The following is a 25,535-nucleotide window of genomic DNA, read 5'->3' as shown; positions in this document are numbered from 1 at the left end:
ACCAATGACTGAACGGAGCTGAGTACGAACCGTCGACTCAATCTCTTGCAGCGATTTCTGCCCACCCTGGCAAAATCGTCAGGAGGCCGGAATACCCGGGTCCTGCAGCAGATAGAAGACGCTTTTGGGATTGAAGTCGGTCACGAGGAAATCGAAGCTTGTCTGATGAGATGTGTCCACGTGGCCATCGAGAAACCGCAGGCGATCGAACGGCTCCAGCTTGCGGTCGTAGCGTGCGAAACTGTCGGACGAGATGAAGTCGGACGTCGTATGCGTCTGGTCGAACGAAAGGCCGTCGCCGAAAGTGCTCGGCTGGTCCAATACCGATTGAAGCTCGAATAGGAAATCCACCCAGGGGTGCCCGCTGTTGTTGAGCGCCACGACGCGCAGATAGAGGATTCCCTCAATGAAATTGGCCGTCGGTTGCCGCGCGCGGATCGTCAGAGTGACGGGGTCGGCCGACTCCAATTCCTCGCCTAGAACAACCGGATCGGATCTTGTGCCCGTTCCCGAGACGGATCGGATCAGAAAACCGCCAAGTTCGTCCGAGAAAGAATACTGGCCAGCCTGCCATTGGTGGCCCAGCCCATTGGCGTTGGCCACCGGCATTGCGAGCAGCAGACAGGAGAGAGCTCCCGCCAAGCGGCGCACGCCCCGTGCGCGAGCCGCCGAAAATGCCGGATTGGCTAGGATAGCCATCCCAGTGCCAGGCCCAACAGCAGCACCACGCCGAGAAGGCCGCGATAGATGACGAACGGCCAGGCGGAGAAGCGTTCCAGCACCCGCATCAATCCCCAGATGGCAACGAAAGCCGAGATCGATGCGACGATGAGGCCGACGGCCAGGATCGACCAGCCGTGCGCGTCGAGATGCACCTTGTGCAGTTCCCAGAGCTCTTTCAGGCCGGCCAGCGCGATGGCCGGCAGGCCGAGCAGGAATGACAGGCGCGCCGCTTCGGGCCGGGCGAAGCCCAGCCCCATCGCCGCCGTCAGCGTCGAGCCCGAGCGCGATACCCCCGGAATGAGCGCGCCGACCTGGGCGACGCCCACCAGGATGGCATCGAGGATCGATGCCTGGCGCAGCATCAGCTTGTGACTGGCGAAAATCTCGGCGAGCGCCAAAAGGATCGCCATGACGATACAGGCCCAGCCGATGACGGCAAGCCCGCGCAATGGCGAATTGCAGGCGTTGAGCACGCCGGAAAGCGCGAGGCCGGCAATAACGATCGGCACGGTGGCAAGCACGATGCTGATCGCCAGCCGGAAATGGCGGTCGGAGAAATCGCGGCGGGAGATCGCGGAGAGCGATCCAAAGACCACGTCCCTGACATCGCTCCAGAAATAGCTGACCACCGCCGCCAGCGCCGCCAGTTGCATGGCGGCGGAGAAGGCCGATCCGGGGTCCTGCCAGCCGAGCACGGCCGGCACGATGCGCATATGCGCGGTGGACGAGATCGGCAGCAATTCGGTGATGCCTTGCACGATGCCCAGAAACGCCACCTTGGCATAACCCAGGCCGACAAAGCCGGTATCCAACCCTTGAGTGCAGACGTCGGTCATCTCAATCCTTTTCCCAGCGCCCCGGCCCTTGTCCGCGGCAAAAGTGAATCGTCATTCGAAAGCCCTAGGACAGGCTTAGCCTCACGATAGCGTGATTCCAACTCACGGATTTGTAAGGTCCCGCTAATCCTGCTTGACAACCGGCAATGTCATATTATTCTCTGCTAATCTTACGCTGTAAGGCAAAACAGGGGAGCATCATCATGTCGACCGCCGCCCTTTCGGAACTCGAGCCCGTCTTGCCGCCGCAAACGCATGTTGCGGAGATCGCGATCGAGCAGGTATCGCGCGAAATGAGCCGCGCCATCGAGCGCGCCGAAGTCGCTGCCTGGCTCGACCTTTACGAGGCAGCGCCCAAGGATTTCGCGGCCCGGCACGGGTTGTCGATCGCCAGGGACGGCGACCTCGTCTGGACGACCTGCACGACGATCCCGTTCATCCATTTCAACTGCGTGAAGAATATCGGTGTCGACAGCCCGGTGTCGGAAGCTCAGCTCGACGCGCTGCTCGCGCATTACCGCGATGCCGGCATCAGCCGGCCGTGGTTTTATACCAATCCCCACACCGAGCCGTCGCGGCTGAGATGCTGGCTGGAAGCCCGTGGCCTGCAGCACCAGGGCGGCTGGGAGCGGATCTATCGCGACGCCACGCCGCTGGCGGCCGAACCGCTCTTCCCGGGCGACCCGCTTATCCCGGTCGACGATCCGGTAGTCGAGGAGGTCACGCCCGAGACAGCTTCGCAATGGGCTTCTTTCATCGACGGCAAATACAGGCTGCCCACCTCGCCCTGGCTCACGGCGCTCGTCGGCCGCAAGGGCTGGCATCATTACATGCTGAAACGTGGCGGCGCGGTCGTCGCGGTGCGCTCGCTCTTCATCGGCTCTGACGGCGCCGCCTGGAGCGGCATCGACGCACCGGTGCCGGGCATCATGGCGCCGAGCTTCGATCTTGATGCCATGCTTGGGGAACGGCTGGTTCGCGACGGCATCGCCGCCGGCGCGAAACTGTTTGTCGCCGACATCGAGGCGCCGCTCCCCGACCGCGACGGACCGGCCTATCGCAACTATGACAGGCTCGGCTTCAAGCTCGCTTATTTACGCAATCACTACGCTTACCTGCCGGCGTGTTCGAGCTGACCATATTCCCTGGAGCTGCCTCAGCGGTACAGCCACTGCTTCAGACAGCTTCTTGCCACGACATGCGCGGGTGGCACCGAAGCCTGATCGATGCGGGAATCGTCGCCGGCCCTGTTGCGAGCCTTTTCCAGGAGCAGGCGAAGCTCGGCCGGGCGCACGCGGTCGCGCGCCATCACGAGCTGGATCATCGGGTCGTTCAAAAGCTCATCCAGGGTGTTGATGCTCTCGCTCATCCGTCGCCTCCTCGTTGCCGCCCGCATGGCGCTTAGATAAGCAGCCAATGATGGCCCGCCAATGACGCTTTGCCGGCTATCTCGTGAATCGAAGATGAAATTTTTGTGCAGCGGCTGCGTCGAAATGAGTCAGGCCAAGGCAAGCCAAGGTATGTTGAGATTCAGGTCAGGCCGAGCCGAAAATGGTGGGTTCCGAGAACCGGAGCGGAGCGTACTTAAGTACGTGAGCACCGGAAGCGCAGGAAGCCGCCATTTGCAGGCCGGCATCACCTGAATATCGACATGCCTTAAGCCGGAGGCGCGCCCTCATACTGCGGCAGGCCGTCGTCAAGCATCAGCCAGGGCTGCTTCGAGGCGGTCCAGAAATGCATGTCGGGCTTGAACAGCGACGGGTCGTCGAGCGAGCCGGACGTGACGCCGAGAATGCCCCTGGAGTCGCGCCGGGAGAACATCGTCGTGCCGCAAACCGGGCAAAAGCCACGCTGGAGGTCCGGCGTGGAATTGATCGTCGCCACCGGCCCCTCGATGGTCACATCGTCGATGCGGAAGAGCAGGCGGGCGTTAAAGGCCGCGCCGATTGCCCTTTGGCAGATCCGGCAATGGCAGACGCGCTCATTGATCGGCGCTGCCTGGGCCTTGTAACGCACCGCGCCGCACAGGCACCCGCCCTCATATTTCGTCATGGTAAGCATCCTGTTCGTGGAACGTCGGAACGCTCTAGCCACAGCCATGGCAACGTCAATCAAAAAGCTTTGATGGGACGCGATCGCCAACGGTGATAGGCGCGACCGTAACGAGGGATCAGTGGCGCTTGGCCTGGACGAGATAGGCGTCGATTTCGGTCTCGCCCAGCCATTTGGCGGCTTCGAGCCGATGCAGTCCCTCGACCAGGATGTGGCGCTTGCCGTCATGGCGCACCTGGATAGGCGTCTTCATGCCGTTCTCCAGGATGTCCTCTGCGAGATGGCGCACGGTTTCGGGGTGCAGCGTCTTGCGCCGCGCCGTCGGCACGTAGATGTCGTCGACCTTGACCTTTTGTATCCGCAGCATGTCGGCTCCCGGCGCTGAAGCGTCGCCCGAAACTGAAATAATCCGTTTGCCGGATATCGCAAGCGCAAGCGCCTGCTGGCCCGATGCTTTCCATTTGACGCTTGGCCGGCCGATGGTCTCAATGACGGCTTCGTGATCTCAGGTGTTCCTTGACGCAACTGCCCACTGAATTCCCCGATTTCGGGCTGACGCCCGAGCAGCGCCGCGAGGCCGTGCGCGGCCATTATTACGAGTATCCAGGCATGGACGGTGAGCGCGGTGAGATCTGGGGCTATAGCGATCGCTTTTCCTACCGTCCGGGCGAGACGGTGACGCTGCATGTGAGCGCGACGGCGCCGCGATTCAGCATCGCCGTCGTCCGCGACGGAGCCACCGAGACCAAGGTCTTCGAGAAGACCGGCCTGTCGGCGCGCTGGCAGGACACGCCCGACCAATGTTCGGTCGAAGGCTGCGGCTGGGAGGCGTCGTTCGCGTTTCGCATTGGCGACGACTGGCCATCCGGCGCCTATCGCATCGCGCTCTCGGCCGATGGCCGCGACGGCGGGCCGATCCGCAGCCACCACCTCTTCATCGTCGCGCCCCTGCCCGGCAAGAAACCCGGCCGCCTGCTGCAGGTCGCCGCGACCGGCACCTGGCTCGCCTACAACACCTGGGGCGGCTCCAACCACTATCAGGGCATCACCGGCCCGAACCGCGACCAGTACGCCACCATGGTGTCGACACAGCGCCCCTGGTGCCGCGGCTTCGTCGTCCTGCCAAAGGAAGCGCCGCGCGTGCCGCTGGAAGTCGCCGTGCCGCCGAAGACCGTGCCGCGTTATCCGCATATGGAATGGGCCTTCGCCACCGGGCATTCAAAGAAATACGCCTCGTCCGGCTGGGCGAGCTACGACAGCCATTTCTTCCGCTTCGCCGAACGCGCCGGCTATCAGATCGACCTCGTCAGCCAGCACGAGCTGCATTTCTCAGCCGAAATCCTCGATGGCTATGACTGCGTCGTCTTCGTCGGCCATGACGAATACTGGACCTGGGAGATGCGCGACGCGGTCGACAATTATGTCGAGCGCGGCGGACGTGCGGCGCGCTTCGCCGGCAATTTCATGTGGCAGACGAGACTGGAGGATCAAGGCTGCCGTCAGGTCTGCTACAAATACAAGGCGCACGCCGAGGACCCTGCCTATCGCGGCGGCGACGTCACCCGCGCCACCAATTCCTGGGAGGCGCCCGAGATCGGCAGACCGGGCAGCGCCACTTTCGGCCTGAACGCGACCAGGGGCGTCTATGCCGGCTGGGGCGGCTGCGCGCCGCGCGGCGTGCGCGGCTTTCCTGTCTACCGGCCCGAGCATTGGGCTTTCGCCGGCACCGGCATCTATTATGGCGACCTGCTCGGCGCCGACAGCCATGTCTATGGCTACGAGGTCGACGGGTTGGATTTCGAAATTCGGGGCGGCCTGCCCTATCCGACTGCGGACAGCGGCGCGCCGGACGGCTTGCAGGTGCTGGCCGTCGGCATGGCGAGCCAGGTCGAGGAAAGCGCCGACATCCCGATCGAGGACCAGTTCCTCACCGACGAGGACGGCCGCTTCACCGCCGAGACTCTGTTCGGCGAGGCGAGCGACGCCAATCTCGACAAGGTCAAGCGCGGCAACGGCATGATCGTGAATTTCCCGCGCGGCAAGGGCGAAGTCTTCCATGCCGGAAGCTGCGAATGGGTCGCCGGCCTGCTAAGGCAGGACGCGATGGTCGAACGCGTGACCAAAAATGTACTCGACCGCTATCTCGGAAAGTCCTGACATGCCGAAACTGGAAGCTCAGCCCTCGTCCCCGGCCGAAGCGCGGCCGCCGTCGCATCTGTTCTATCTCTCAAGCCTGCGCCGGCCGCTCGTCGACCGCGCCGAGGGCATCTATTTCTGGACCAAGGACGGCCGCCGCTTCATCGACGGCTCGAGCGGGCCGATGGTCGCAAATATCGGCCATTCCAACCGCAACGTGCTCGACGCCATGAAGCGGCAGATGGACAAGACCACCTTCGCCTACCGGCTGCATTTCGAGAACGAGCCCGCCGAAGAGCTGGCGCGCGCGCTGGCCGGAAAGCTTCCCGAGGGCATGGACCGCATCTTCTTCGTTTCCGGCGGCTCGGAAGCGACCGAATCCTGCATCAAGCTTGCCCGGCAATGGGCGGTCGCCACCGGCCAGCCCAAGCGCTGGAAGGTGATCACCCGCTTTCCCTCCTATCATGGCGGCACGCTTGGTTCGCTTTCCGTCACCGGCGACGACGCGCTGGCCGAAACCTTCACGCCGATGATGAAGGTGATGCCGACGGTGCCGGCGCCGACCGCCTGGCGCGACCGCGACAATCTTTCGATGGAGCAGCGCGGCATCCGCTACGCCGACATGCTGGAGGAGAAAATCCAGGCTGAAGGTCCCGAAAGTGTTTTGGCCTTCATCATGGAGCCGATCGGGGGTGCGGCGACCGCAGCCCTTGTCGCGCCGGACAGCTACTATCCGCGCATCCGCGAGATCTGCGACCGCTACGGCATCCTGCTGATCCACGATGAGGTGATGAGCGGCGCCGGCAGGACGGGCAAGTTTCTCGGCGGCGACCACTGGAACTGCACGCCCGATATCGTCGCACTCTCGAAGGGGCTGGGCTCCGGCTATGCGCCGCTCGGCGCGCTTGCCGCGCCGATGCGCCTGGTCGAGCCGCTGCTGGCCTCGGGTGGCTTCCAGCATGGCCACACCTATGCCGGAAACCCGCTGGCCTGCGCCGCCGGCCTCGCCGTCCTCGGTGAAATGGACAGGCTTGATCTGATCGCCAACGCCGCCGCGATGGGCGACGTGCTGATCGTGGAGTTGAAGGCTCTGCAGAAACGCTTCCCCTTTATCGCCGACGTCCGCGGCAAGGGCCTGCTCACCGGCGCCGAAATGCTCGCCGATCCGGAGACGCTGAAGCCGATCGACCCGGCCCGCAAGGCGACGCAGCGCCTGCTCGATCACGCCTATGCGCGCGGCCTGATCATCTATGGCCGCAAGGTCAAGGGCGGCGTCGACGGCGACAATTTCATGGTGGCGCCGCCGATGATCGTCACCCGCGAACAGATCGGCGAGATCATCGCCATCATTGGCGACTCGCTGGAAGCGCTGGCGCGGGAACTCGATTTGCCGGTGGAAGGTTGAGGGTTGGTAGTGTTTGAGACATCCTGAGATGCTTGCGATCCTTCGCACCCCCCTCTGGCCTGCCGGCCATCTCCCCCGCAAGGGGGGAGATCAGATGTCGCGCACGCCTTCGCCAATCGCCAACGGTGCAAGATGGGCGGCAAGGCCCAAGCTGCCAATCTCCCCCCTTGCGGGGGAGATGTCCGGCAGGACAGAGGGGGGTGCCTGGGCGCCGTACCTGTCGTGAGTACAATCATCCTCCGCCCCGGCACAATCGACGACGTCGAAGTGATCTACGCCGCCCTGCTCCGTCTCAGCAGCCATATAGGCGCCCACCAGGAGATCAAATCCACCGCCGACGATCTCCGCCGCTACGGTTTCGGCGAAAAGCCCGCCTTCTCGACGCTCATCGCCGAGGTCGGTGGAGAATTCGCCGGCCTTTGCCTGCATTTCCCGATCTTCTCGACGTGGATGGGCCGTCCCGGCGTCTATGTGCAGGATCTTTATGTCGAGGATCGCTTCCGCGGCCGCCGCATCGGCGAAAAACTGCTGCGGCGCGTCGCCAAAGACTGCCTCGCGGCGGGCGGCGTCTATCTGAGGCTGTCCGTCGACACCGACAATGAAGCGGCCAAGGCCTTCTATGAGAGACTGGGCATCGGCTGGGCGAATTACGAACAGGTGCGGAAGATCGTCGGCGACGCCTTCTTCGCCTTTGCCGACGGGGAGGAATGATGATGAAAGCTTTCTACGCCGAAGAGCAGAAACGCCATGATCCGAAAGCCTTCTTGTCCAGCGGCGCATCGCAGCCGAACCCGGAAAAGCCGGAGCGGATCGAAAGATTGTTAGCCGGCGCAAGATCGACCGGCTTGACGGTCGAACGTCCAAGGAATCATGGGCTTGGCCCGATCGCGGCGGTGCATACGCCTGAATATCTGGACTTCCTCGAGCACATTTTCGAACGCTGGCAGCGCATCGAAGGGGCTTCAGCGGAAGTCATCCCGAACATCCATCCCATCGCCCGCAACGGCTCCTATCCGGCCTCGGCGGTCGGCCAGGCCGGCTACCATATGGCCGACACCGCCTGTCCGATCTCGGCCGAGACCTGGAACAGCGCGCTGTGGAGCGCCTGGAGCGCGGTGGAAGCCGCTGAAGCGGTGATGGCTGGCGCGCCGTCGGCCTATGCGCTCTGCCGCCCGCCGGGCCACCATGCTTTCGTCGACGTGGCCGGCGGCTTCTGCTTCATCAACAATTCGGCGGTCGCGGCGCAGGTGCTGCGTAGACAAGCCGCGCGCGTCGCCATTCTCGATGTCGACCTGCACCATGGCAACGGCACGCAAGGCATCTTCTACGCCCGTCCCGACGTGCTCACCGTCTCGCTGCACGCCGATCCGGTGCGCTTCTATCCGTTCTTCTGGGGCCATGCCGACGAGCGCGGCGAAGGCCCGGGCCTCGGCTACAATCTCAACCTGCCGCTGCCGCGTAAATCCGGCGACGCGGCGTTCCTCGAAGCGCTGGCGGCGGCCTTCCAGCGCATCCGTGCCTTCGCGCCGGAAGCGCTGGTCGTGGCGCTTGGCCTCGACGCCTTCGAGGGTGATCCGTTCGGCGGCCTGTCGGTGACGACACCCGGCTTTTCGCGCATCGGCGAGGCGATTGCCGGTCTCGGCCTGCCGACGATCATCGTCCAGGAAGGCGGCTATCTTTGCGATGCCCTCGGCGACAACCTCACCGCTTTCCTGACCGGTTTCGGCAGCAAGCAGCGGTAAGCAATTCAGGAAAAGTGTTCGGCGGTTTTCCGCCCGGAACTGCGCAAAACAAACAATTCAAGACCGCTGCTGCCTGAGCATCGCGGTCACACGGTGCACGCTTTCCAGCGTCTCGTCGATCTCTTTCGCCGTGTTGTAATGCGCAATGCCGATCCGCACGACGCCCTGTTCGGCCGGTATGCCGAGCTGATGGACGATCTCCCACGCGTAATTGTGGCCCGACCACAGAAAAATGTTTTCGGCGTTCATCTGCCGCACGATCGTTTCCGGCGCGATGCCTTCGACGGTGAAGGAAACGGTCGGCACCCGCTCGGCGAGGCGCTCCGGATCGGTGATGCCGCGGATGACAAGGCCTTCGATGTCGGACAGGCCTTCGATCAGTTGCCAGGCCAATGCGTTCTCGTAGGCGATCGACACCTCGAATGCCTTGGCGATCCGCTGCCGGCGCGACCCGCCCTCGCCGGCGGCAGTGCCGAGATCGGCGAAATAGTCGATTGCCGCCGTCAGCCCGGCCATCAGCTCGATCTGCGGCGTGCCGAGTTCGAACCGCTCCGGCAATCCATTCGACGAGCAACGGCATTTGTAGGGCTTGAGCCTGTCGATGACGTCGCGGCGCCCCCACAATATTCCCATATGCGGCCCGAAGAATTTATAGGCCGAGCAGATCAGGAAATCGCAGCCGAGCGCCTGCACGTCGATCAGCCCGTGCGGCGCGAATTGCACCGCGTCGACATAAACCAGCGCCCCGGCCTGCCTGGCGATCGCCGTCAGCGCCTGCACACGGTTGATCGAGCCGGTGAGGTTCGAGGCATAGTTCAGCGCGACGAGCCGCGTCTTTTCCGAAAGCAGCGCCTTGAGGGCCGCCTCCTCCACCTGCCAGCTCTGCTCGTCGAACGGCAGGAAGCGCACGATAAGGCCGAGATCTTCGGCAAGCTGCAGCCAGGGGGAGACATTGCCTTCATGGTCCATGCGCGTGACGATGATCTCGTCGCCCGGCTTCATCGTGCGGCCAAGCGTGCGCGACATGTGGTAGGTGAGCGTCGTCATGTTGGCGCCAATGACGATCTCCTCGGGGCTGGCGGCGTTGACGAAATCGGCCATCGCGGCATGAGCCGCGTCGACCACTTGCTGCGCCGCGACCGCGGTCTCAAAGAAGCCGCCGAGATTGGCGTTCGTGCTGAGCAGGCAGTGCGACACCGCGTCCGCCACCGCCCGCGGCACCTGCGTGCCGGCCGGGTTGTCGAGGTAGATGCGGCGGCGGCCCTTGTCGGTCAGCGAAAGCGCTGGAAATTTGCCGCGCACGGCCTCGATCGGAAAATCTGCCATCGTCTCCATCCCCTGGTGTTTTCTCAACGATCCTTGATCAAGGACACGGATTGCCGACGCGTTGGTGGACGGCGTCGACCGCTTTCTGCATCTCTTCCGTCCAGGTGATGTCGGCCGAGGACAACGCCATGTCGAGCTGCGCGACGCTGGTGGCGCCGACGATGTTTGCGGTCACGAAGGGCCGGCTCGTCACATAGGCATTGGCGAAGAGCGCCGGCTCCATGCCGAAGGAGCGCGCCAACTCAGTGTATTCCAGCAGCACTTCCGCCGCATTCGGCGTCTCGTAGCGCTGGCCGCGGTTGAAGAGCTGCGAGCGCGAACCCTGCGGCCGCGCGCCATGATTGTATTTGCCCGTGAGATAGCCCTGGGCCAGCGGCGAATAAGGAAGAAAACCGACCTCCTCGCGCTCGCAAACCTCGGCAAGGTTCACCTCGAAGGTGCGGTTTACGAGGTTGTAGGCGTTCTGCAGCGAGGCGACGCGCGGGCCGGTCCCCTTCTCGGCTTCGAAGACGAAGCGCATGACGCCCCAGGAGCTTTCGTTCGAGAGGCCCAGATGGCGGATCTTTCCGACCTTCACCAGTTCCTCAAAGACGGCGAGCGTCTCGGCAACCGGCGTCTCGCCCTCGGGCGCGCCCGCGGCGTCGGCCCGGCGCGCCACCGCCCCGACGCGTGTCGGGTTGGAGCCCCACGGAATGTCCCGGTCCGGCCAGTGGATCTGATAGAGGTCGATATAGTCGGTGCCGAGCTTCGCCAGCGATTTCTCGACCGCGTCGAAAATGTCGGCGCGCACCAGCTTCGACGGACGATCGCCGCGGAACCATGTGTTGGCGGTGCGGCCGACCACTTTCGACGCGAGAATGACCTTGTCGCGGTTGCGATTGGCCTTCATCCAGCTGCCGATGATCTTTTCGGTTCGCCCTTGCGTCTCCGCCTTGGGCGGGATCGAGTAAAGCTCGGCCGTATCGATGAAATTGACCCCGCGCGAAAACGCCAGATCCATCTGTGCATGGCCTTCGGCTTCGGTGTTCTGCTGACCCCAGGTCATCGACCCCAGGCAGATTTGTGAAACAAGGAGATCGGTCCGACCGAGGCGGCGTTTTTGCATGAAATGTCTCCGGCGGAAGGTTTTGCGCGGGCTGCGCGGGGAGGAAAGTCAAGCATAAAGCAAAGGCCGGAGTTTCTCCAAGCCCCGCTGCGACCGACTTTTGCGTGAATATCAAACCCCTAAGATCTGTTGAGATTCAGGTCAGGCCGAGTCGAAAATGGTGGGTTCCGAGAACCGGAGCGGAGCGTACTTAAAGTACGTGAGCACCGGAAGCGCAGGAACCCGCCATTTGCAGGCCGGTCTCACCTGAATATCGACGGATCTTAGCGCCTGGCTCCGGCCAAGGCCCGCCGCTTGGCCTCGTCGATCAGCATGTTGGCCACCTGCATGCGGATCATGGCGCGCTGGCGCAGATGCGGCGCGACCCGGTCCGGGTGGTTGGCGAAGGCGAAGTTACGGCGGATGCGGCCGAAATCAGCATTCTTGGCCGGACGGTCGAGACCGAGCTCGCCGGCGATCGCTTCGGGATCGATCGGCGGCAGCTTTTCCTCCGGCCTATGCTCTTCGCCGGCAAGCGCCAGTTTCGCCTGGTCGAGAAGCGCTGCGAACTCGGCCGCAAGGTCGGCGCCCGACTCGCGGTATTCGGCGGCGACGCTCTCGCCGGCGACCTTGATGCGGCCCGAATGCAGTTCGTCGGCCACCGACAGATAGTCGAACGGGATCGACGGCCGGGCGGCCTCTTCCTCGCCTTTCTCCGAGGCGACGATCAGGTCGTCGAGCAACGAAGCGAAATCGAGCTTGTTCCCGGTGCCGATCTCAGCCTCCCCTGTGGTGACGGCATGCATTGACGCCGCTGAACATAGGGCGCTCTCGTTAAAAATGAATTCTGGCGACGTTAACAATTGCTGGTTTTAACGCTCGCAAGCATGGCCGCAAACCATCGAATAAAAAGCCGGACTGCATTTTTGTGCAGTCCGGCAAGGTCGCCAGGAGTGGCGAGGAAAAAGCCAGCCATGAGCCGGCATCGGTGCCTACGGTTGAGCCTGCCGAAAAGTTTCATGAAAAATCGATAATGGCGGAAAAAACTTCGTTCCGCATGGCAGCCATGCAATTGCTGCACTGCACAATTTTAACAAATCGCCTATATTCTGACGTCGGGAGGACCAACAGGGGCAATTGGGTCATGGGGTTCTTCACTGAAATGTTTGCTCGGCCGCGGCCACAGGAACATCAGCGTTACCGCGCGGCGCTCGCGCTTCTGAACGCGATGAGCAATACCGACCGCGCCGATATCGGCATCAAGCCGGCGGATTTTCCGCGCATCGCGCGCGAGATGTCGATCCGCTAAGCTGCGCTGAACCACGAGGTTTCCCGGGATGCCGGGAAACCTCCAAACCATTCAAAAGTCAGCGATTTCCAAGAAATGTCTGCTTGCCGAGCGGCACGCCGTTATGGCGCAGGATGTCGTAGGCCGTGGTGACGTGGAAATAGAAATTCGGCATCGCCACATGCAGCAGGTACTGCAGGCCGGGCAGCGTGACTTCGCGCCCGCCGAGCCTCAGTTCGACGGTCCGGCTCTCCGAACCTTCCAGATCGGCCACCGAGAACGACGCCAGCAGGTCCAGCGTCTTGGCGATTCGAGCCTGCAGCTCGGCAAAGCTCGCTTCATTGTCCTCATATTTCGGCACCTCACGGCCGGCGAGCCGCGACGGCGCGCCCTTGGCGTGGTCGGTGGCGATCTGGACTTGCCGCGTCAAAGCGAACATGTCGGGCGCCAACCGTGCGGTCAGGAACACCTGCGGATCGATCTTGCGCTCGCCGGCATTCTGCTCCGCCGCGGTCAGGACGCTGGCCAGCGCCTTCAGGCGGGCGGAAAAGACGCCCACCGAAATCTCGTACATGGAAATGGTCACGGGTAATCTCCCAAGGCGGCCCCAGCGCCGCGGGCCGTGACCTAGCGCCTCCGGCCACGATTCTTCAAGCGGTCATGCCCCGCGTCACCGCGCCGCCGCAATCGCGATGGTAGTATTTTCGTTATCGAGCGGAGGATTCGATGAAAAGCGCCACTTTCGCAGCGACCGTTTTCTTTTCCCTGACCGGCCTGGCACAGTCTGCCTTGGCTGCCGACGCGCCTTACATTGACGACAGGTCCAGTGCCGAGGCGGTCATTCGCTCGCTCTACAGCGCCATCAATCGCCACGAATTCGCCCGCGCCTGGGGTTATTACGGTGATACAAAGCCGGCAAAAGATTTTGCCGCCTTCGTCAAGGGTTACGACGGCACCGACGCCGTCGACGTCAAGACAGGCGCCGTGTCTGACGAAGGTGCCGCCGGCAGCATCTATTACAGCGTTCCGGTCGCCATCCAGGCCACCGACAAGAAGGGCGAGGCCAAGGTTTTCGCCGGTTGCTATACGGTCCGCCAGGTCAATGCGCAGATCCAGGAGCCGCCCTTCCAGCCGATCTTCATCGACAAGGGCGCGCTGAAACCGTCGACCGAGGACTTCGACAGCGCCGTGCCGGCAAGCTGCGGCGACGGTCCGCCGCCGCCGAAGAAGGACGAAGCGCTGGAGCAGGCCAAGAAGGCGTTTCTCGCCACCTATGGCGGCCAATGCGACAACGAGGATCCGGACGGCAAGCCGATCGGCGAGCCCGAGGCTCATTCCATCCATTACAAGGACAAGGACGCTCAGCCGAGCGACCCGGAACGCGAGACGCGGCTGTTCCGCTTCTTCTGCTCGATGGCCGCCTATAACGAGACCGCGGTCTACTACATCGCCGATGACGTCAACGGCGTCACCCAGTTGCAGTTCACCGAGCCCGATCTCGACATCCGCTACGAGAACAACAACAGCGAAGGCAAGGTCGAGTCGATCCACATCATCGGTTTCAAGACCAGCGGCTGGGCGACCAACTCGGACTATGACGAGAACACCAAAACCATCACCACATCCGACAAATGGCGCGGTGTCGGCGATGCCTCGTCATCGGGAACCTATCTGTTCCGCAACGGCGACTTCTCGCTCGTCCAGTATGATGTCGACGCGTCTTATGACGGCGAGATCAATCCGCAGACGATCATCGACTACAACACCGCCCCTTGAACACGGCGGCGCTGATCATGGCGCTTTCGTCAGCATCCAGTTCAGCGTCCCGCGCCAGTCGACCATCCGGATCGGCGTGCCGTGCGTACCGGTCTCGAAGCGCACGAAGCGGGTCGGATACGGATAGGCTTTCGATTTGGCGATGATGGAGCGGAAGAAGGCTTCCTGCTTTTCCACCGGAAAAACCACGTCATGGCTGCCTTGTCCGAAGAAAACCGGCACATGGCGCCTGAAAGCGGGACTCGAGAAAAAACTCTCGTCCCACAGCGAGCCGAGCAGCAGCAACCCGTTTATGCGCCGTCCGGTATCGTTGCGCGCGGCGAGCTTCCAGCAGACCATGCCGCCCATCGAGCCGCAGGCGACGAAGATCTTCGCGCCCGGCGATGTCTCGGCATAGTGATCGATCAACGCCGCCACCTGCGCCGCGCCCTTGTCGCCGAAATCGGGGAAATCCGGCGAAAGATAGAGGCCGTTATTTGCGGCCATCAGATTCTTGATGCGGTTGAAGTTGCCGCCGAAGGTGAAGTCGTCGACGCCCTGCTTGCGGCTGCCGCCCTGCCCGTGCAGGTAGAGCACGATAATGGAGGCGCCTTCCGTCTTGCCGACTGCGACATGCCTTATGTCGCCGGCATCGGTCTTCAGCATCAGGTCCTGCTGCACCTTGCGCACGCCAGGATCGGTGTATTGGGCGCGAACGCGCTTTTCCGGCACCTCGTCGCGCTGGTTGATGTCACGCATCTCATGATAGTCGAGCACCGTGTAGGCGCCGTTATCGCCGGTCGACAGCGCCGCCGGATAGGCGAACAGGTCGTCCTTGAACGGTTTTAGCGAAAGCGCCTGGCTATAGGCAGCTTGGACGGCAAAACCGGTTGCGGTGAGCAGGACAAGGAGAAAGCGGAAAGCCATGCCGAGAGCCATGCGGAATTCGGCTCTGCTTTGTCAATCCTGCAGGACGCCGCCCGCCCCTTCCAGCGCCTCGCGCGTGTCGACATCGATCGATGCGCCCTGCCCGATCTCGACATCGATGACATCGAGACCCTCGGCTTCGACCAGATGGCGCGCGCCGGTATCGCCCTCGAGCTGCGCGACCGCCGCGAAAAGCGACCGCGGCAAGAGCACCGGATTGCCGCGCTTGCCCTGATGCGAGGCACGCACCACGGCGTGACCACCGGATCTGCGGAAGGCATCGATCAGGCTGTCGAGGTCCCTCGACGAAACGCCGGGCATGTCGCCGAGCACGATCATCGCGCCGGCCGCATCCGGCGCGACCTTTGCAATGCCCGCCTTCAACGACGATGCGAGACCATCGGCGAAATCCGGATTGTCGGCGAGTTTCACCTCGAGGCCGCCAAGCGCGGAACGCACGCGCTCGCGCTGATGCCCGGTGACGACGATGGTGCCGGCGGCCTGAGAGCCCAGCGCGCGCCCGGCGGTGCGGCGCACCAGCGGTTCGCCGTCGAACAGCGCCAGAAGCTTGTTAGGCCCGCCCATGCGGCTCGAACGGCCGGCGGCCAGAAGCACGATATCGACTTTCAGCGCCGACCTTGCCGGCTGCGGCGACGGTTCGCGCGGCTGCGGCCTGGTCGGGATTTCCATCAGAAGCCCGCCGACGCCCATGCCGGCGATATCGCCCGCCGTCACATCGAGCCCGGCGATCAGGCGATCGAGCACCCAGTCGAAGCCGTTCTCCTTCGGGCTGCGCGCGCATCCGGGCGCGCCGACGACGCGTTTGCCGTCGAGCGTTCCGAGCACCAGCAGATTGCCGGGATCGACCGGCATGCCCGCGCGGATGACGGTACCCCCAGCGCGTTCGATCGCGGCCGGCACGACATCAGCGAAATCGCTCATCGCCGAGGCGCCGAAGATCACCACCATGTCGTTGTCGCGCGCCAGCGCGGCCGCGGCCGCCGCGACCGGAGCCACCTCATGCGGCGTGCGCCGTTCGGCCGTCAGCCGGCCGCCGGAGCGCGCCAGCCGCGCCTCGGTGACACGCAGCGTCTTGTCGAGCACGCTTGGCTTGGTGCCCGGAAGCACCGTCTGGATGACGCCGACATTGATCGGGCGATAGGCGTTGACGGCAAAAATCTCGCGGCCGGCGCAGATCTTCACCGCCGCATCGACCAGACTGGAGGCAACCGCAAAAGGAATGATCTTCACCGTCGCCACCATCTGGCCCTGCTCGACCGGCGCATGTTGCGCCAGTGTTGCGATGGTGATGGCCGGATCGACGGCGTTGATGGCGTCGATCATCCCGACATCGACAGTAAAGACGCCCGAAGCGCTTGCATGCAGGTTCACCCGCCCGGTCGCCGCCGACTTTACCTCGATGTTGCGGTGGCTCATGCCGTCCGCGATCTTCGCGGCGGCCGCGTCCTCGCCGAGATCGCCCTCTTCGAGAACCGCCGCGACGACTTCACTGATACCCGCCGCCTTGAGCGCCGCGACATCCTCGCCGCTCAAGCGGTGCGCCTTGCGGAACCGCTTTTCACCGGCGGTGGTCGCATGCGCCAGCACCGCGCCTTCCGCCTCGTCGATCGCAACCGGCCCGAATTTCACGCCACGGCGCCTTTGGCTTCGAGGCCGCGCGAGCGGAAAGCATGGATGGTCTGCGCAAGGACGGCGACGGCGATCTCGGCCGGGCTGGCGGCACCGATATCGAGCCCGATCGGCGCGTGAATGCGGGCGATCTGCTCGGCGCCGGCGCCGAGCGCCAGCAGGCGTTCGACACGTTTGGCGTGCGTCTTGCGGCTGCCGAGCGCCCCGACATAGAAGCACCGGGCATCGAGCGCCGCCTTCAGCGCGAAATCGTCGATCTTGGGATCATGGGTGACGGCGGCAAGCGCGGTGTAGCTGTCGAGCGGCGCGCGCTTCAGCACATCTTCCGGCCATTCGGCATGCAGCGCGACATCGGGAAAGCGTTCCGGCGTGGCGAAGGCGGTGCGCGGATCGATGATCTCGACCGGATAGCCGGCGATCCGTGCCATCGGCGCCAGCGCCTGGCTGATATGCACCGCGCCGATCACCACAAGGCGCGGGCGCGGCAGATGCGCGTTGAGGAAGAAGGTCCGCCCTTCCGCCTCCACCGACCTCGAATTGCCGGTGCGGAACGCGCTGGCGATCGCTGTTCCGAGATCGCCGGCGACAGGGTCGCCCTCGCGCACGATGCGGTCGCGGCCGTCGCCGAGGTCGGTGACCAGCACCGCGGCGCGGCGGGCGCGGCGCTCCTCGTTCAGTGTCTTGAGGACGTATGGATCCATGAATGATCAGCCCAGGCGTTCGACATAGACCTTGATGCGGCCGCCGCAGGACAGCCCCACCTGCCAGGCGGTTTCGTCGGCGACGCCGAACTCCAGCATCCTGGCCTTTCCTGAGCCGATGACGTCGATCGCCTCGGTCACCACGGCGCCCTCGACGCAGCCGCCGGAGACCGAGCCGTGGAAGTTTCCCTCGGCGTCGATGACCAGGTGGCTGCCGACCGGACGCGGCGCCGAACCCCAAGTCTCGACCACGGTCGCGATGGCGACATCCTTGCCGTCCTTCATCCAGCCCTCCGCGATGATCAGCGGATCGCGGGCCTCGTCGAGATAAATGCTCTCATCCATCGTCGCTTCTCACAAAGTCTGTTTTTCAGGGGAAACGTTAGTCCCCGCAATGGAAACATATGGCTACGCCGCCCGCCTGTCGCCAGTTCGCAGCCAGCGGCGCGGATCGACCGAAGCCTCCGGCCGCTGGTCGAGCGAGGCGCAAAGATCGGCCAGCGCGTCGAGATTGTGCACCGCCCGGAACTCGTCGACATGCGGCAGCATCGCCTTGACGCCGCGGGCTCGCGCCTCGAAGCCGTCGAAGCGCAAGAGCGGGTTGAGCCAGATCAGCCGCCGGCAGGATTTGTGCAGCCGCTCCATCTCCTCCGATAGGCTGGTGACGTCGTCGCGCTCCAGCCCGTCGGTGATGAGCAGCACCACCGCGCCCTGCCCCAGCACGCGCCGCGACCACAGCCGGTTGAACTCGGCGAGCGTGTCGCCGATGCGGGTGCCGCCCGACCAGTCCTTCACTGTCGCCGAGCATTCGGCCAGCGCCGCGTCGGGATCGCGATGGCGCATCTGGCGGGTCAGATTGGTCAGCCTCGTGCCGAAGACGAAGGCTTGCACGCGGCGCCGCTTCTCCGTCAGCGCGTGCAGAAAATGCAGGAAAATCCGGGTATATTGGCTCATCGAGCCCGAAATGTCGGCCAGTACGACCAGCGGCGGATGCACTTCACGCTGCGAGCGGAATTTCGGCAGGATAAGCTCGCCGCCGGTGCGCGCGGCCGAGCGCATCATGGCGCGCGGATCGATGCGGCGCCCCTGCGCGTCGGGCTTGAAGCGCCGCGTGCGGACCAGGTCGAACGGCAGCCGCAAAGCCGCGATCGCCTTTTTGGCCTCGGCTATCTCGCCGGCATCCATCTGGGCAAAATCCTTGGCCCGCAACACCTCGTTGCCGGAAAAGGTGAGGCGCGCATCGACCTCGATCTCCGGCACTTCGCGCACCGGCTGGTTCTTCTGATGGCCTTCGAACATCGCCTGGCTGACGCGGTTCTCGGCCGTCCGGGGCTTCTGCTTTTCGCTTGTGTCCGGCGCGACCGGCGAAAACATCGCAAGCAGCTTCTCGATCAGCTCGCGCGATTTCCAGAACAGCCGGAAGGCCTCGTCGAAGACAGGATGATCCTCATGCCGCGAGACCAGCACCGCATGCAGCGTCCAGTAGAAATCGTCGCGCGAGCCGATGCCGGCGGCAAGTACCGCCTCGATGGCGTCCTTGACCGAGGCCGGGCCGACGCGCATGCCGGCCTTGCGCAAGGCGCGGGCGAAATAGACGATGTTGTCGGCGATGCGCCCATCGGCGGTCGCCTCTCTGGGTTCGGGGCTCGGCACGGGCATCGCGCCTACTCCGCCGCCGAAAGCTCGGCCTTCACCTCATCGAGGATGCGCCGGCCCTCGCCCTCGCCGATCCGGGCAATGTCGTCCTGGTATTTCAAGAGTACGCCGATCGTGTCGGACACGGTCTCCGGATCGAGCGCCACCTTGTCGAGCTCGGTCAGCGCGCCGGCCCAGTCGATGGTTTCGGCGACGCCAGGCGCCTTGAACAGCTCGACCTGGCGCAGCTTCTGGATGAAGGACACGACCTCCGCCGACAGCCGGCGGTTCGCCTGCGGCACCTTGCGCCGTACGATCTCCAGCTCGCGCTCGGCATTCGGATAGTCGACCCAGTGATAGAGGCAGCGCCGCTTCAGCGCGTCATGGATCTCGCGCGTGCGGTTGGTGGTGATGATGACGATCGGCGGCTCCTCCGCCTTGATCGTGCCGAGCTCGGGAACCGTCACCTGGAAGTCAGACAGGATCTCCAGCAGAAACGCCTCGAAGGCCTCGTCGGTGCGGTCGAGCTCGTCGATCAGGAACACCGGCGCGGCGCCCGCCTTGCCGGTCAGCGCATCGAGCACCGGGCGGCGGATCAGGTATTTTTCGGAAAAGACGTTGCGCTCCATGTCGGAGCGCACGACCTTGCCCGCCGCCTCCTCCATGCGGATCTCGATCATCTGGGCGGCGTAATTCCACTCATAGACGGCAGAGGAGACGTCGAGCCCTTCGTAACATTGCAGGCGGATCAGCCGGCGGCCGAGCGCGTCGGCCAGCACCTTGGCGATCTCGGTCTTGCCGACGCCCGCCTCGCCTTCGAGGAACAAGGGCCGTTTCATGCGCAATGAAAGGAACAGCACCGTCGCCAGCGAACGGTCCGCGACATAGTCCGCGCCGGTCAAAAGTTCGAGCGTCTCGTCGATCGATTTCGGCGCGGGGCGCGGCGCGGTCATCTTGTCTCCGTCGATCCCGCCCGCCCGTTTCAAAGAAAATGATAGCCGCGGTTGTGGTAGATCAGCGGTCGCAAATTATCGCCGATGCGCAGGCCTGTCACCTTGCCAAAAAGCACACGGTGGGTGGCGAGGTCCTTGGTATCGATGATCTCGCAATCGAATACGGCAAGCGCGCCCTTCAGCGTCGGCGCGCCGGTCGAGATCACATCCCACTCGGCGAGCGCAAAGCGCTCGTCGGCCGGCAGGCCGGTGACGCCGGAAAAGCCGACCGAGACGGCTTCCTGGTCCGAGGCGAGCGTGTTCAGCGCGAACTTGCCGTTTTTGACGAAAGCCTCGTTCTTGGCGTTTTCGCGGTTGAGGCAGACCAGCACCGTCGGCGGCGTGTCCGAGACCGAACAGGCAGCGATCACCGTCGCGCCGCGTTTGCCGCCCGGCCCGTCCGTCGTCACCACATGCACATGGCCGGCAAAATGCGCCATCGCATCGCGATAGTGCTGCGGCCCGATGTCGTTGATCTTCAGCACCCGATAAATCCACCTGTCAGGACAAGCCCGTTATATATGGCGGCATATTGCACGCCACAAGTTGCGTGGCATAGGCGAAGTGCTTGACCGCAATCCGCAAATTCGCGTGTTGCGCGGCGCTTAGCCAGCCTTTAGGCATTTCTTGCAATAGTGTCGGGACTGTAATCCCGGCATGGAGGATCTCTTAGCCCGAATGCGTCTTCTCACGACGACATCAGCCGTGCTGCTCTGGCTGTCGCTGGCCGCGAGCGCCGATGCCGAGACGCTGGTCGGCGTTGCGGCGCCACTTTCCGGCCCGTCGGCGATCCTGGGCAAGCAGATTGAGAATGGCGCAGGTTTGGCGGCGGAGGCCAACGGCACCGCGATCAAGGCTGTCGATGACGCATGCACCGCCGATGGCGGCGCCGCGGCGGCAAAGGAATTCGTCGGCGCCAAGGTCAATGTCGTCGTCGGCTTTCTCTGCACCGAGGCGATCGAGGCCGCGATGCCGATCCTGAAGGACGCCAACATCCCGGTGATCACGGTTGGCGTGCGCACCGAAAGCCTGACCGACCGGCGCGCCAAGACCGGCTGGCCGGTCTACCGGCTCGGCCCGCGCGGCGACGATGAGCGCAATGCTGCTGCAGCCAGACTCACGCAACTCTGGCGCAACGACCTGTTCGCCATCGTCGATGACGGCACCATCTACGGCCGCGAGATGGCCGAGACGTTTCGCGCCGCCGCCGAGCAGGCGGCGTTGAAGCCGGTCTTCGTCGACACGTTCCGGCCGCAGCTCGACAACCAGATCGGTCTGGTCGGCCGTTTGAAGAAAGCCGGCGCGACAAAAGTGTTTGCCGGCGGCGACGGTGACGACATCGCGATCATGGGTCGCGATGCCGCCCAGCTCGATGCCGGCATCACCTTTGCCGGCGGCGAAAACCTGCGCACGCCGCCGGGCGATGTGCCTTATGCCGTCGGCACGCTGATGATCGCGCCGCCGGAATGGTCGGAGATCGCCGACCCCAAGGTCCTGCAGGCTTTTGGCGCGAAGAACATCGCGCCGGACGGCTACACGCTGCCCGCCTATGCCGCGGTCGAGATCGCCAAGGCTGCGACCGCTGATGCGGAAAGCGCCGGCAAGTCACTCGGCGAGACGCTGACCGGCCATGATTTCGCGACCGCGATCGGCACCGTCCGCTTCGACGACAAGGGCGATCTCAGCCAGAACCCGTTCCGCGTCTTCCGCTTCGACGGCACGCATTTCGTGCCGCTGGAGGACAAGTGATGTTCCGCACCGGCCCGCGCAACCTGATCACCGACGTCGCCGGCTTGCGCGTCGGCAACGCCGCCGACGCCAGGCTGAAATCCGGCGTCACGGTGGTGCTGTGCGATGAGCCTGCCGTGGCCGGCGTCCAGGTGCTGGGCGGCGCGCCGGGAACGCGCGAGACCGATCTGCTCGAGCCGCAGAATTCGATCGCGACGATCCATGCCGTCGTTCTGTCCGGCGGCTCCGCCTTCGGCCTCGACGCCGCCTCCGGCGTCCAGGCCGCGCTGCGCGAGAAGAACATCGGCGTCGAGGTAGGCGGCTTCCGCGTGCCGATCGTGCCGGCCGCGATCCTGTTCGACCTGCGCAATGGCGGCGACAAGGATTGGGGCCGCTATCCCCCCTATCGCGAACTCGGCTATCAGGCCGTGCAGGCGGCAACAGCGGATTTCGCCATCGGCACGGCGGGCGCCGGCACCGGCGCGCTGACATCGGGACTGAAAGGCGGCCTGGGCTCCGCCTCGACCGTGCTCGACAGCGGCGTCACCGTTGGCGCGCTCGCCGCCGTCAACCCGACCGGCTCGGTGACGGTCGGCCGCAGCCGCCATTTCTGGGCGGCGCCCTTCGAGATCGGCGACGAGTTCGGCGGTCTGGGCTATCCCGAGCCTGTGCCGCAAGACGCCAGAAGAATACTGTTGAAATACCGCGACAGGCACCTAGGGGAACCCCCAGAGGGCGTCAGCACGACGATTGCCGTCATCGCAACCGATGCCGTGCTGACCAAGGCCGCGGCCAAGCGGCTGGCGATCGCCGCGCATGACGGCTTCGCCCGCGCCATCTGGCCGACGCATACGCCGGCCGACGGCGATCTGGTGTTTGCGCTGGCGACCGGCAGCAGCGCCATAGAACTCAGCGCCGACGCCGCGATCGACCTGTTCGCGGCGGCCGGCGCGACCATGGCGCGCGCCATCAGCCGAGGCGTCCATGCCGCGACGCCCGCCGACGGCGATTTGTTCCCCGTCTGGTCGTCGCGCTGACTGGAGCAATTCCAGGAAAAGTGTACGGCGGTTAGGCTCGGCACCTTCGCCGTAGCCTTCCGTCCGGAATTGCTTAAAAACAAAGATCAGGTCGGATCGGATTTTTCTTCCTCGAAGGTGACGGCGACATCCGAATTCGCCGACAGCCATACCTTCTGCCCGTCAATCTCCGCGACCAGGGCGAGCGAAATGTAATGGTGATGTCCCTTATGCGAGCCCATGCCGCTGTCGGCCTTGGTCAGCTTGATCCGGTCACCTTCGACCTTGTCGACGGTGCCGATATGGACGCCGTCGGCGCCGATCACTTCCATATGTCCGCGTATCTTGCTGATGTCGGTGCTCATGCTGGTTCTCCGCTGGATTTGCCCTTTCGGATGCGAGACGGCCGACAATAACAAACGAACACCGGATTGGATGCATCGCACGGCACGTCTCGTTCACCATGGCGTGATAGGCATGACGTCCATGAGACAGTTGACGCACCGCCGGCCCGACTATCCGGGGCGCAATAAGGCTTGCCGTCCATGACGGCGCCGCAGCAAGTTGCCTTGCGTCGCGGCATCATGGACCGGTTGCGCGCCGCTCTTCCCTCGGCGAGCGAGGCCGCTGCCGGAACCTTGCTCTGGGGCGCGGCCATGGGCGGCAGCGCGCTGACAAATCTTCTGCTGGCCGCCTGGGAAACGCCGGACAGAATCCGTTTCGTCAGTCTGCTCTACGGTCTTGGCGGCATGCTCGCCTTCCCGGTCGGGTTGACGCTGGCCAGGCTGATCTCTCGCGGCCGCAACTGGGAAACGGCCTTCGCAGCGGCGTTCGTGTCGCTGCTGGCGGCAACGCTCGCCTTCACCGCCGGCCTGTTCGCGCTGCAATACCGCTCCTATTACGCCGAATGGCATGCGCCGGCATTCACGCTGACCTGGGCATTCGAATTCGCCTTCACCATGCTGACCGCGCTCTACCAGTTCGCCCTGCTTGGCGTGCGGCTCTATTTTCCGCTGGGTTTTGCAGCGCTTATCGCCGCAAGCATCTGGTTTGCGCGCCGGCGGCGTTGAGCATCGGGCCTGCCTCTGTTAGGACGCGGCCAACGCTTATCCAGGCAGGACAAGAAAAACGGATGATCCCTCGCTATTCCCGGCCGGAAATGGTCGCCATCTGGTCGCCCGAAACCCGCTTCCGCATCTGGTTCGAGATCGAGGCGCATGCCTGCGATGCGCTGGCCGAATTGGGTGTCATCCCGAAGGAAGCGGCAAGGATCATCTGGGAAAAAGGCGGCGCCGCCAAATTCGACGTCGCCAAGATCGACGAGATCGAGCGTGTCACCAAGCATGACGTCATCGCCTTCCTCACCCACTTGGCGGAATTCGTCGGCCCGGACGCCCGCTTCATCCACCAGGGCATGACATCGTCGGACGTGCTGGACACCTGCCTTGCCGTGCAGCTGACGCGCGCCAGCGACATCCTGCTTGCCGACATCGACGCGCTGCTTGGCGCCCTGAAGCGTCGCGCCTTCGAGCACAAGGACACGGTCACCATCGGCCGCAGCCACGGCATCCACGCCGAGCCGACCACGTTCGGCGTCAAGCTGGCGCAGGCCTATGCCGAGTTCTCGCGCTGCCGCGACCGGCTGCTGCACGCGCGGGAGGATATCGCGACATGTGCGATCTCCGGCGCGGTCGGCACCTTCGCCAACATCGAACCCTATGTCGAAGAGCATGTGGCGGCAAAGCTCGGCCTGAAGCCGGAGCCGGTGTCCACCCAGGTCATTCCGCGCGACCGGCACGCCATGTTCTTTGCCACGCTGGGCGTGATCGCCTCGTCGGTCGAACGCCTCGCCGTCGAGATCCGCCATCTGCAGCGCACCGAAGTGCTTGAAGCGGAAGAGTATTTCTCGCCCGGACAGAAGGGCTCGTCGGCGATGCCGCACAAGCGCAACCCTGTGCTGACCGAGAACCTCACCGGCCTTGCCCGGATGGTGCGGTCGATGGCGCTGCCCGCCATGGAGGACGTGGCGCTCTGGCATGAGCGCGACATTTCGCATTCCTCGGTCGAGCGTATGATCGGGCCGGACGCGACGGTGACGCTGGATTTCGCGCTGGCGCGGCTCACCGGCGTCGTCGACAAGCTGCTCGTCTATCCCGAGAATATGGAGAAGAACCTCAACAAGTTCCGCGGTTTGGTGCATTCGCAGCGCGTGCTTCTGGCGCTGACGCAGGCCGGCCTGTCACGCGAGGATTCCTATCGGCTGGTGCAGCGCAACGCCATGAAAGTCTGGGAGCACGGCGCCGATTTCCTCGAGGAACTGCTGGCCGACAAAGACGTGACGGCGGCCCTCTCCAAAGCCGAGATCCGCGAAAAATTCGACCTCGGCTACCACACCAAGCATGTCGACACGATCTTCAAGCGCGTGTTCGGGGAAGCTTGACCTTTCCTTCTCCCCGTTTACGGCAGGGGAATCGCATATGGGTTTTTTGGGACTTGAAGTTGGCCTGAGAAGGGATTCTTTGGGCAGGCAGTCGAACTG

Annotated in this window: 28 protein-coding genes; 11 read left to right on the top strand and 17 right to left on the bottom strand. The window is 64.1% G+C overall.

The features are described 5' to 3' along the window. Positions 1 to 78 precede the first annotated feature (78 nt). The gene (locus tag KVT37_RS15630; RefSeq protein WP_254634053.1) at positions 79 to 699 is read right to left on the bottom strand and encodes a hypothetical protein; all 621 of its coding nucleotides are present in this window, start codon (positions 697 to 699) and stop codon (positions 79 to 81) included. Beyond that, positions 687 to 1,559 carry an undecaprenyl-diphosphate phosphatase gene (locus KVT37_RS15625; RefSeq protein ID WP_217574523.1) on the bottom strand — a complete coding sequence of 291 codons (873 nt, stop codon included), beginning with the start codon at positions 1,557 to 1,559 and terminating at the stop codon, positions 687 to 689. The genes KVT37_RS15630 and KVT37_RS15625 overlap by 13 nt, the downstream gene beginning before the upstream one ends. A gap of 203 nt (positions 1,560 to 1,762) precedes the next feature. Here KVT37_RS15625 and KVT37_RS15620 point away from each other — a divergent pair, with 203 nt between their 5' ends. Further along, positions 1,763 to 2,695, top strand: coding sequence for a hypothetical protein (locus tag KVT37_RS15620; protein ID WP_217574521.1), 933 nt, complete (start codon positions 1,763 to 1,765; stop codon positions 2,693 to 2,695). A 20-nt stretch (positions 2,696 to 2,715) separates the two neighbouring features. Here the strand turns inward: KVT37_RS15620 and KVT37_RS15615 are convergent, their stop codons facing one another. The 3 genes from KVT37_RS15615 to KVT37_RS15605 all read right to left on the bottom strand — a co-directional run bounded on the left by KVT37_RS15615 (position 2,716) and on the right by KVT37_RS15605 (position 3,978). Continuing rightward, positions 2,716 to 2,928 carry a hypothetical protein gene (locus KVT37_RS15615; RefSeq protein WP_217574519.1) on the bottom strand — a complete coding sequence of 71 codons (213 nt, stop codon included), beginning with the start codon at positions 2,926 to 2,928 and terminating at the stop codon, positions 2,716 to 2,718. Between the two features lie 287 nt (positions 2,929 to 3,215). Further along, on the bottom strand, positions 3,216 to 3,611 hold the full coding sequence (locus KVT37_RS15610; RefSeq protein ID WP_217574516.1) for a GFA family protein: 396 nt from the start codon (positions 3,609 to 3,611) through the stop codon (positions 3,216 to 3,218). A 118-nt stretch (positions 3,612 to 3,729) separates the two neighbouring features. Beyond that, complete coding sequence (locus KVT37_RS15605) at positions 3,730 to 3,978, bottom strand: ParB N-terminal domain-containing protein (protein WP_217574514.1); 249 nt, start codon at positions 3,976 to 3,978, stop codon at positions 3,730 to 3,732. 149 nt (positions 3,979 to 4,127) lie between these two features. On the opposite strand from KVT37_RS15605, the gene KVT37_RS15600 reads away from it, so the two are divergent. The 4 genes from KVT37_RS15600 (at position 4,128) to KVT37_RS15585 (ending at position 8,894) form a co-directional block, all read left to right on the top strand. After that, on the top strand, positions 4,128 to 5,768 hold the full coding sequence (locus KVT37_RS15600; protein ID WP_217574512.1) for a GldG family protein: 1,641 nt from the start codon (positions 4,128 to 4,130) through the stop codon (positions 5,766 to 5,768). Between the two features lies 1 nt (position 5,769). Continuing rightward, entirely contained in the window at positions 5,770 to 7,152 is a 1,383-nt protein-coding gene (locus tag KVT37_RS15595; RefSeq protein WP_217574510.1) for an aspartate aminotransferase family protein, read from the top strand. Positions 7,153 to 7,374: 222 nt separating this feature from the next. After that, positions 7,375 to 7,863, top strand: a complete 489-nt coding sequence (locus KVT37_RS15590; protein WP_308642631.1) for a GNAT family N-acetyltransferase — start codon at positions 7,375 to 7,377, stop codon at positions 7,861 to 7,863. Between the two features lie 2 nt (positions 7,864 to 7,865). Next, positions 7,866 to 8,894: a histone deacetylase family protein gene (locus tag KVT37_RS15585; RefSeq protein WP_217574953.1), complete on the top strand. Its 1,029-nt coding sequence runs from the start codon at positions 7,866 to 7,868 to the stop codon at positions 8,892 to 8,894. 57 nt (positions 8,895 to 8,951) lie between these two features. Here KVT37_RS15585 and KVT37_RS15580 read toward each other — a convergent pair whose 3' ends face one another. From KVT37_RS15580 to KVT37_RS15570, 3 genes are all read right to left on the bottom strand, one after another. Continuing rightward, positions 8,952 to 10,220, bottom strand: a complete 1,269-nt coding sequence (locus tag KVT37_RS15580; RefSeq protein ID WP_217574506.1) for a cysteine desulfurase-like protein — start codon at positions 10,218 to 10,220, stop codon at positions 8,952 to 8,954. 37 nt (positions 10,221 to 10,257) lie between these two features. After that, the gene (locus KVT37_RS15575) at positions 10,258 to 11,325 is read right to left on the bottom strand and encodes an aldo/keto reductase (protein ID WP_217574504.1); all 1,068 of its coding nucleotides are present in this window, start codon (positions 11,323 to 11,325) and stop codon (positions 10,258 to 10,260) included. 263 nt (positions 11,326 to 11,588) lie between these two features. Beyond that, positions 11,589 to 12,110, bottom strand: coding sequence for a hypothetical protein (locus KVT37_RS15570; RefSeq protein WP_254634052.1), 522 nt, complete (start codon positions 12,108 to 12,110; stop codon positions 11,589 to 11,591). Between the two features lie 338 nt (positions 12,111 to 12,448). On the opposite strand from KVT37_RS15570, the gene KVT37_RS33800 reads away from it, so the two are divergent. Continuing rightward, positions 12,449 to 12,613: a DUF1127 domain-containing protein gene (locus tag KVT37_RS33800; protein WP_112098519.1), complete on the top strand. Its 165-nt coding sequence runs from the start codon at positions 12,449 to 12,451 to the stop codon at positions 12,611 to 12,613. A gap of 58 nt (positions 12,614 to 12,671) precedes the next feature. On the opposite strand, the gene KVT37_RS15560 is transcribed toward KVT37_RS33800, so the two are convergent. Further along, on the bottom strand, positions 12,672 to 13,178 hold the full coding sequence (locus KVT37_RS15560; RefSeq protein WP_217574502.1) for a DUF1993 family protein: 507 nt from the start codon (positions 13,176 to 13,178) through the stop codon (positions 12,672 to 12,674). A 140-nt stretch (positions 13,179 to 13,318) separates the two neighbouring features. On the opposite strand from KVT37_RS15560, the gene KVT37_RS15555 reads away from it, so the two are divergent. Continuing rightward, positions 13,319 to 14,368 carry a DUF1176 domain-containing protein gene (locus tag KVT37_RS15555; RefSeq protein ID WP_217574500.1) on the top strand — a complete coding sequence of 350 codons (1,050 nt, stop codon included), beginning with the start codon at positions 13,319 to 13,321 and terminating at the stop codon, positions 14,366 to 14,368. Positions 14,369 to 14,383: 15 nt separating this feature from the next. On the opposite strand, the gene KVT37_RS15550 is transcribed toward KVT37_RS15555, so the two are convergent. From KVT37_RS15550 to KVT37_RS15520, 7 genes are all read right to left on the bottom strand, one after another. Beyond that, on the bottom strand, positions 14,384 to 15,274 hold the full coding sequence (locus KVT37_RS15550) for an alpha/beta hydrolase (protein ID WP_254634066.1): 891 nt from the start codon (positions 15,272 to 15,274) through the stop codon (positions 14,384 to 14,386). Positions 15,275 to 15,307: 33 nt separating this feature from the next. After that, positions 15,308 to 16,924 carry an NTP transferase domain-containing protein gene (locus KVT37_RS15545; RefSeq protein ID WP_217574498.1) on the bottom strand — a complete coding sequence of 539 codons (1,617 nt, stop codon included), beginning with the start codon at positions 16,922 to 16,924 and terminating at the stop codon, positions 15,308 to 15,310. Further along, on the bottom strand, positions 16,921 to 17,625 hold the full coding sequence (locus tag KVT37_RS15540) for an XdhC family protein (RefSeq protein WP_217574496.1): 705 nt from the start codon (positions 17,623 to 17,625) through the stop codon (positions 16,921 to 16,923). The genes KVT37_RS15545 and KVT37_RS15540 overlap by 4 nt, the downstream gene beginning before the upstream one ends. 6 nt (positions 17,626 to 17,631) lie before the next feature. After that, complete coding sequence (locus KVT37_RS15535; protein WP_042644561.1) at positions 17,632 to 17,970, bottom strand: XdhC family protein; 339 nt, start codon at positions 17,968 to 17,970, stop codon at positions 17,632 to 17,634. 63 nt (positions 17,971 to 18,033) lie between these two features. Continuing rightward, on the bottom strand, positions 18,034 to 19,284 hold the full coding sequence (locus tag KVT37_RS15530; protein ID WP_217574494.1) for a VWA domain-containing protein: 1,251 nt from the start codon (positions 19,282 to 19,284) through the stop codon (positions 18,034 to 18,036). A gap of 5 nt (positions 19,285 to 19,289) precedes the next feature. Beyond that, positions 19,290 to 20,213, bottom strand: a complete 924-nt coding sequence (locus KVT37_RS15525) for a MoxR family ATPase (RefSeq protein ID WP_217574492.1) — start codon at positions 20,211 to 20,213, stop codon at positions 19,290 to 19,292. Positions 20,214 to 20,242: 29 nt separating this feature from the next. Further along, on the bottom strand, positions 20,243 to 20,737 hold the full coding sequence (locus KVT37_RS15520; RefSeq protein ID WP_217574490.1) for a flavin reductase: 495 nt from the start codon (positions 20,735 to 20,737) through the stop codon (positions 20,243 to 20,245). A gap of 193 nt (positions 20,738 to 20,930) precedes the next feature. Here KVT37_RS15520 and KVT37_RS15515 point away from each other — a divergent pair, with 193 nt between their 5' ends. Next, the gene (locus KVT37_RS15515; protein WP_217574488.1) at positions 20,931 to 22,001 is read left to right on the top strand and encodes a branched-chain amino acid ABC transporter substrate-binding protein; all 1,071 of its coding nucleotides are present in this window, start codon (positions 20,931 to 20,933) and stop codon (positions 21,999 to 22,001) included. Beyond that, positions 22,001 to 23,017 carry a P1 family peptidase gene (locus KVT37_RS15510; RefSeq protein WP_217574486.1) on the top strand — a complete coding sequence of 339 codons (1,017 nt, stop codon included), beginning with the start codon at positions 22,001 to 22,003 and terminating at the stop codon, positions 23,015 to 23,017. Before KVT37_RS15515 ends, KVT37_RS15510 begins: the two co-directional genes overlap by 1 nt. 86 nt (positions 23,018 to 23,103) lie before the next feature. Here the strand turns inward: KVT37_RS15510 and KVT37_RS15505 are convergent, their stop codons facing one another. After that, complete coding sequence (locus tag KVT37_RS15505) at positions 23,104 to 23,361, bottom strand: DUF2171 domain-containing protein (protein WP_040982323.1); 258 nt, start codon at positions 23,359 to 23,361, stop codon at positions 23,104 to 23,106. A gap of 219 nt (positions 23,362 to 23,580) precedes the next feature. On the opposite strand from KVT37_RS15505, the gene KVT37_RS15500 reads away from it, so the two are divergent. Then, complete coding sequence (locus KVT37_RS15500; RefSeq protein ID WP_217574947.1) at positions 23,581 to 24,066, top strand: hypothetical protein; 486 nt, start codon at positions 23,581 to 23,583, stop codon at positions 24,064 to 24,066. A 62-nt stretch (positions 24,067 to 24,128) separates the two neighbouring features. Further along, positions 24,129 to 25,436 carry an adenylosuccinate lyase gene (gene purB / locus KVT37_RS15495; RefSeq protein WP_217574484.1) on the top strand — a complete coding sequence of 436 codons (1,308 nt, stop codon included), beginning with the start codon at positions 24,129 to 24,131 and terminating at the stop codon, positions 25,434 to 25,436. Positions 25,437 to 25,535 lie beyond the last annotated feature (99 nt).

The sequence above is a fragment of the Mesorhizobium sp. GbtcB19 genome, from assembly GCF_019091085.1.
Taxonomy (GTDB): Bacteria; Pseudomonadota; Alphaproteobacteria; order Rhizobiales; family Rhizobiaceae; genus Mesorhizobium.
This window is presented reverse-complemented; position numbering and strand designations above follow the sequence as displayed.